The sequence below is a fragment of the Vibrio sp. V30_P3S12P165 genome, assembly GCF_009904905.1.
Classification (GTDB): Bacteria; Pseudomonadota; Gammaproteobacteria; order Enterobacterales; family Vibrionaceae; genus Vibrio; species Vibrio fujianensis.
On sequence record NZ_WXWH01000076.1, the window covers coordinates 149,090 to 156,781 of the forward strand.

General features: G+C 43.5%; 4 protein-coding genes. 2 read left to right on the plus strand and 2 right to left on the minus strand.

Features of this window, described 5'->3' with window-relative positions:
* Positions 1–464: 464 nt before the first annotated feature.
* Together CAG57_RS14840 and CAG57_RS14845 are read left to right on the plus strand one after the other, a co-directional pair.
* Positions 465–1,673, plus strand: a complete 1,209-nt coding sequence (locus CAG57_RS14840; RefSeq protein ID WP_161427833.1) for a NupC/NupG family nucleoside CNT transporter — start codon at positions 465–467, stop codon at positions 1,671–1,673.
* 143 nt (positions 1,674–1,816) lie between these two features.
* Positions 1,817–4,342, plus strand: a complete 2,526-nt coding sequence (locus CAG57_RS14845) for a zinc-dependent metalloprotease (RefSeq protein ID WP_161427832.1) — start codon at positions 1,817–1,819, stop codon at positions 4,340–4,342.
* Positions 4,343–4,478: 136 nt separating this feature from the next.
* Here the strand turns inward: CAG57_RS14845 and CAG57_RS14850 are convergent, their stop codons facing one another.
* Both CAG57_RS14850 and CAG57_RS14855 read right to left on the minus strand, forming a co-directional pair.
* Complete coding sequence (locus CAG57_RS14850; RefSeq protein WP_161427831.1) at positions 4,479–5,609, minus strand: conjugal transfer protein TraF; 1,131 nt, start codon at positions 5,607–5,609, stop codon at positions 4,479–4,481.
* Between the two features lie 91 nt (positions 5,610–5,700).
* Complete coding sequence (locus tag CAG57_RS14855) at positions 5,701–7,074, minus strand: DEAD/DEAH box helicase (protein ID WP_099611014.1); 1,374 nt, start codon at positions 7,072–7,074, stop codon at positions 5,701–5,703.
* Positions 7,075–7,692: the final 618 nt, after the last annotated feature.

The window sequence follows — 7,692 nt, forward strand, 5'->3', positions numbered from 1 at the left end:
TCTTCAGCCAAATACTTTGTTACCCGATCTCTTCCCATCAATATGCCTCAATAACGTTAATAAGTTACAAAGTACCGCTCCTAAACCGGTCTCTATAGATTTAAGTCACCATAGGATGGAGACCAATGGACGTAGCGAATACTGCCGCACCGTCAAATAGAAAAAGTAATAGTGATTTTCATTACTGAATAAATGTGATGAAAGTCACCTCTTATACCGCTATACTCCGCGCTCGGTGGTTATCCGAACTCACCAATACAAGCTGTCATATGGAATAGTGAATGACCCTAGGAGGGGACCGGCTCGTTAACATTGCTTGTAAAGGTGCTTTATGAACAAACAAAGGCGACCGCATGGGTCTTTTATTTATCCTTCACTGCAAGTCAGTGCCGTTGCTTGTTTCTCCACTTTTATTTCTATCGCAACTCTTCCCTTTTTATTGACACAACTCATCGAAAACTATTATGAATATTCTTTTTAGCTTACTAGGCATGCTAGTACTGCTTGCTTTAGCGTACCTGTTGTCTGAACGACGCTCGATTATTAATTGGAAAACCGTTTCACGCGCCTTACTACTCCAGATTAGTTTTGCTGCACTAGTCCTCTACTTCCCATGGGGACAAGCGGCTCTAGGCGCATTGAGCCAAGGTGTCGCTAGCCTACTCGGCTTTGCCGATGTCGGAATCGCTTTTCTCTTTGGTGATTTAGCCAATACCGGTTTTATCTTTGCGATTCGGGTATTACCTATCATTATCTTTTTTAGCGCCATAATTTCTGCACTTTATTATTTAGGCATTATGCAGAAAGTGATCGCTTGGTTAGGCGGCGGCATACAGCGCTTTTTAGGAACCAGTAAAGCGGAATCGTTAGTGGCAACAGGTAATATTTTTTTATCACAGGGCGAATCACCATTATTAGTACGACCTTTTCTGCCTAAATTAACACGTTCAGAACTGTTTGCCGTTATGACGGGCGGCATGGCTTCTGTAGCAGGTAGCGTGCTTGGTGGTTATGCTGGCTTAGGCATCGAATTGAAATATTTGATTGCCGCAAGCTTTATGGCTGCACCGGGTAGCTTATTGATGGCCAAATTAATCGTGCCGGAAACCGAACAACCCGGCGATCAAACGGACGTACACATTGATGGTAGTGAACAAAGTAATGTCATTGATGCGCTAGCTAGTGGCGCGATGAATGGTATGAAGGTTGCGGTTGCGGTTGGTACCATGCTAATCGCTTTTGTCAGTGTCATTGCGATGGTCAATACTGGGCTGGAAAGCTTTGCCGAGTTATTCGGTATGCAAGGCATCACGTTACAATTATTATTGGGTTATGTATTCGCCCCTCTCGCTTGGATCTTGGGAATACCAGCGAATGAGATGGTACAGGCTGGATCTTACATCGGGCAAAAAGTCATTATGAATGAATTTGTTGCTTTTATTGATTTTATTCAAGGAAGAGAAACGCTATCAAGCTATACCCAAGTCGTGATTACTTTTGCGTTATGCGGCTTTGCTAATATCGGTTCAATCGCTATCCAATTAGGCTCTATAGGGGTGATGGCACCAGAGCGCCGCGCAGAAGTCGCAAACTTGGGCTTAAAAGCCGTTGTCGCGGGTACACTTGCTAACTTAATGAGTGCCTGTTTAGCTGGCTTATTTATTTCCCTTTAATATATCGAATAAGGAAGGCGTTGTCCTTCCTTATCGATGGCTTGGCCCGAATCAAGTCCTGTAAGTGTCAAGCTGAGTAACAAGCCAAATTGCTAGTGCATCAAATCGGGAGAATTATCTCCAATAATAAAGGATCGTTCCGCATGATAATGCATTTTCGTCAACAAACTGTCGTTGCACTACTCACCAGTGCGCTCTTGATCTCATTTCCTGTGTCAGCAAACCCCCCGCCAGATGCTCACTCACTAAGCTATCGCAATATTGTAGAAACCATGAGCCATAAGGAGGGTTTTCTTAACTTTTATCGCGATCAAATTACCGGTGAAACCTTGTTTTCTATCCACGAATCACAACTCCATCATCCGATGATTTATCTCGCCCAAAGCCTAGATGGTATTGTCGAAACGGGACATTTCCGGGGCAACTATCGTCAAACCCGCATCATCGAGTTTCGTCGCTATTTTGATAGAATTGATATCGTGGCATTAAATCCTCGCTTTCAATTTGACGTGAATCATCCGCTCTCTCGTGCAGCTAATGCCAATATTAGTCAAGCTACGTTGGCAACCTTGCCCATCATCGCCGAAGAAGAGGGAAATATTTTACTCAGTGCTGATCGATTATTCATTAGCGATGCGCTGCATAAACTGACCCCAACATTAGATAACCATTCAATAGAACAAGGTTTTATAATGGGCGATCTACTTGAGCATCGCTCACGTTTTAGTGCTGAACGTATCTACCCACGTAATGTCGATATCGTGGTAGATTACGTGTTTTTGAACAATGAGCCACAGCACTACTCTACCGCACAAGCCGATGCGCGGATCACTCAGATTCGGCTCCAGCATTCATTAATTGCTTTACCAGACAATAATTATCAACCCCGTGCCGATGATGCTCGTATAGGTTACCTTACACAGTCGTTTGATCGAATGACGGAGAGCAGTTGGGCACCTTATGGCGATGTCATTAATCGCTGGCACTTAGAGAAAAAACACCCCGAACAAGCGCTCTCCGAACCGGTCAAACCGATCGTGTGGTGGATAGAAAATACCACTCCCTATGAATGGCGAGACGCCATTCGTCAAGGTGTAGAAAGCTGGAATATCGCGTTCGAAGCTGCCGGGTTTAAACATGCTCTGGTCGTTAAAGAACAACCTGACGATGCTGAGTGGCAAGCTGGGGATATTAACTATAATGTCTTGCGTTGGGCCTCTTCACCTCAACCATCATTTGGCGGTTACGGCCCTTCCCTGGCCAACCCTTTAACGGATGAGATTATTGCAGCTAACATTATGTTAGAACATGCCTTTTTGACTAACGTTTGGCGAACAGGGCAAGTGTTTGCACCACTAAAATCGTCGCCCTCTCACATGGTTAACGGGCCACAGGTACATTGCTCTGCATCTGATTCTTTACATCAAGGTTTGCTGATGGCAAACGCAACGTATGGCTTGCCTAGCGGGGAACAGTTTGCCAATAATGAGCGCTTACAGCAAAGTTTACGTCATTTGGTGATGCACGAAATTGGTCACACTCTTGGGCTAAGCCATAATATGAAAGCCCATTCATTATGGGATAATACCCAAATTCATGATAAATCGCTCACTAAAGGGGTCTTATCTGGATCAGTCATGGATTACGCACCGATTAACTTAGCACCAGTGGGTATTGTTCAAGGTGATTATTACAGTTACTCACCCGGGCCTTACGATATTTGGGCGATTGAATATGGTTACTCACCCGCACTGGCTGATGCTGAGCAAGAATCTCAACGTTTAGAGCGTATTCTCCAACGTTCTCATCAACCTGAATTGGCATTTGCTAACGACGCAGATGATATGCGTTTACCTGGAGTACATATCGACCCACGCGCAATGATTGGCGCACATAGCTCAGATCCCATTACCTATGCCACGCAACGTTTTGAGCTAATTAAACAGACTTATCCTCAACTGTTGCAAACAACCCGGGTAGCCGGCCAATCCCATCAGCAACTATTAAGCAGCGCTAATGTGTTATTTGACCACTACCTTAATCAGGCTAATGTGGTTTCGCGCTATATTGGCGGTATTTATGTCGAACGAGCAGTGGTTGGACAACAATCTGCCGTCAAACCGTTTACCCCGGTACCGCTCGCCGAGCAACAACGGGCGATGCGCACCTTAGCACGCTATGTTTTTTCCCCTGATGTCTTGCAAGAAATGATGCCGCTGCTCAATTATATGCAACCGCAACGACGCGGCTTTGAACGATACAATATGAATGAAGATCCAAAACCTCACCAGCGTTTATTTGTGATGCAGCAAATAATTCTCGATCATTTACTGCATCCGAGCGTCACGATACGTCTGAGTGATAGCCAATTGTATGGTAATCAATACACTGTGAATCAAATGCTGAGTGAGTTAACTCAGGCTATTTTTGTCGATGCAAGACAGGTCAATACCATTAGCCAAATGTTACAAGTCAGTTATGTACAGCGCTTGATTGTAATCGCGAATCTCGATCCAGAAAGTGGAAGTGAACATGATTTTGTGACTCGATCTGAAGCCTTAGCTCAACTCAACGCAATTCGTAAAATGCGCATATCGAGACATGTGAGTGATGAAGTGAAAAATCATTATCAGTTTATTAATCAAATGATAGATAAAGCGCGAAAATAAAATACCCCAAAATGAGGAATGAGGGATAACCGACCAGAGAAAGTTTGAAGTGTTCGGCCCAAAGCCGTTAAGGTATACACCAGCGGCTTTGGGCCATTTTAATCTAGTGGCTTTGTTAAGCTAGTCGCTCAGCCGCTTAAAAGGTAAATGAAATATTAGCGGCGGCACCCAACTGGTTTTTACCCGCGTAATTTCCTGCAAGATCAAAACGAACCACACTGAACGGGCTAAAACCAATCCCCGCGGTAACCGTATTGTCTAAATTATCTTGCAGATCAACTTCATACCCTGCGCGCAATTGTGCCCAACCCCATGCATTACCCTCGACACCGAAACGCAAAAACTGAGTATCATCGGTTTTTCCCTCAAAGCGTGATTGCTTGGTCACATCCATATCAATAGCTGCGGTGAAAAAATCCGATACATAGCCACCAGAAATGGTCACTTGAGTATCGAGTTTATAATGACTCTGATCGTTAAAAGTTGCGATGGTTTGACTAAAGAGATCTTTTACCGCAATACCCGCGCGATAATTGTCTTTAAAATAAACCACCCCTAAATCAAGATTAAAGGCGCTTTTGCTCACCTCACTCTGATCATAGTCGTCAAGATCAAAATCTTGCACACTAAACGTTTGATGGTACGTTTTAAGCTGTTGAACTTTTGGAGAAATACCGACAGCCCAATGATGGCCACGCGAGGTTATTGTCTTGGCTAGAGCAAGACCATATTCGGAATAACCGAATGCCATCAAGTCAACCGCAGAATTTTGGTAACGATCTTCGATATCAGCATCCTGACTTATCTGCGCATCGGCTTGAATTTCCACATAACCACGCGAGAAAAAATTCAGCGATATTTTATTCATCGGAATCGCGACTGCAACCCCCAAACCACCCGATACCGCAAAAGGTTTATTGGTGCTTAATTCATCTAAGTAACGACTTAAGCGGGCCTGATTCGCAGGTGATATATCCCCGGCTTCAAACGCTTTGATTGTATCTTGTAGATCATCAATCGTTGACAGGTTATCATCACTATCACGCAGATTAATCCCTACCGCAGGCAACAATACGCCAAAATCATCTCGACTTTGATAAACAGCCGTCAGCGCGGGATTATAAAAAGGCGCTAATAAGTAATTAGAGGTTGTTACCCCAGTATTTCCCATTGCATTCCCTCTCGCATCAGCCACCATATTTGCTGCATAGCTACTGCCACTCATCAATACGCCCAGCACCACTGCCAGTTGTGTGTATTTTTTCATATTCTTTACAATCCTGAATTAAAAACTCATCCATAAGATTAATACATTCGAGACAGGAGAGGGATAAAAATCGAGATTCGTGTCTAAAAAACTAAGAGGCTTCACGGCTCGGTTGAACACGGCGGTTGGTGTCTCCAGAACCTCGCTGAAACTTCGGCTTTATTGCGCTTCTCGGAGTATGACGGCGCTCAGGCTGGCTAGTCCGGTTTTTTCTCCCCTCTGGCGTACCTTGCGCCGATTTCACTTCTGGCAATACAGAGGTGAGATTTTTCAACTTTTTCGGTTTTTTAGGTTTTTTCGCACGCGTATCTAATTTGGACTCTGGCAATGCATTCACGGGTTCAAAACCAGTTAGCGTTATCCGAGTTAGTAACGTTTGAGTTAAACGTTCAATGGCAAATAATTCTGGAGCTTCTACCGCGCAGACAAGGGAAATCGCTTTACCGACTTCACCAGCTCGGCCTGTTCGGCCAATACGGTGCACATAATCTTCGGCAACATTAGGCAGTTCAAAATTGACCACTTGCGGCAATTGAGGAATATCGATGCCACGAGCAGCAATATCTGTCGCCACTAATGCCCGCACTTCACCAGATTTAAAGTTCGCCAAAGCTTTAGTACGAGCGCCTTGGCTCTTATTTCCGTGAATCGCCGCCGCGGTAATGCCTTGCTCAGTTAGATAAGTTGCAAGGCGGTTTGCACCGTGTTTGGTGCGCATAAACACCAAAACTTGCTGCCAATTCCCATCATTAATTAATTTCACCAACATTGGTGCTTTCTTTTTTACATCAACAGGATAGATACATTGCTCAACGGTTCTGGCCGTAGAGTTCGCTGGACTAACTGAAATTTCAATCGGATTATTTACAAGCCCTTTCGCCAGTTGACGAATTTCGCTGGAAAACGTCGCAGAAAAGAGTAAATTTTGTCGTTTTTCTGGAAGTAATGCTAAGATTTTACGAATGTCACGAATAAACCCCATATCCAACATACGGTCGGCTTCATCGAGGACTAAAACCTCTAACTGATCAAATTTCACCGCATTTTGATGATATAAATCCATCAAACGTCCCGGCGTGGCCACTAATACATCCGCCCCTTTGCGTAAACGCAGCATTTGCGGGTTAATCTTCACTCCGCCGAATACCACAGCACTGGTGAGCGGTAAATGACGTCCATACATAAAAACATTATCTTGGATCTGTGCTGCTAATTCACGGGTTGGGGTTAAAATCAAAGCGCGAACTTGATTACCTCGAACCCGCGGGCCTTTCGATAAACGTTCAAGAATTGGTAATGTAAAACCCGCTGTTTTACCTGTTCCGGTCTGAGCTGCCGCCATGACATCTTTACCTTCTAATACCGCAGGAATCGCCTGCTGTTGGATAGGAGAAGGTGTATCGTATCCTTTCTCTTGAATTGCTTTCAGGATTGGTGCAGACAGACCAAGCGAGGTAAAACTCATATATAATTCTCAATAGTAATATAAATAAACAACGTGGCATGGCCACGAAAGGCGGCCATTCTGAGGCCTTTACGATTGAGTCGCAACCGTTAATTGCCTATCAACCGAAACCGCCTTGATCATGTCATCAGTAAAGCCTGACGAATTTTCGTCAACCTGACGCCACTAACAAACCGAAAAGGATCCAATTAAATGATTATTTGCATTTTTTATTTCGCCTTTGCAAGTTTGCTCACAATAAGTGAAATGAATACAAGTATCGACATTGGCTTTAGCTAAAACATGACGAGTCAATACATCACTATTTAATTGATGGATATCAGAACTCCAGCGATGTTGATTAACAAAGAAATGAACAATCATTGATGAACTTCGATTTTTTTACTTTTATTCATGGTATTTTGTTGTGATCGCTGTTGAAACCAAAACCGTTTACGACCAATAGAACGAGACATAAGCATCCTTAGCTTTTTAAGCATTTTAAAACGATATAATTATATAGCTCGCTCTAAAATATTTAATAAAATAAATCTATTTATAATAATGCAACGAAGAAAATAAGGAACGTAACGACAAAAACACAGAGGTAGATGTAAGAAATGTTTAATATTTTTATGG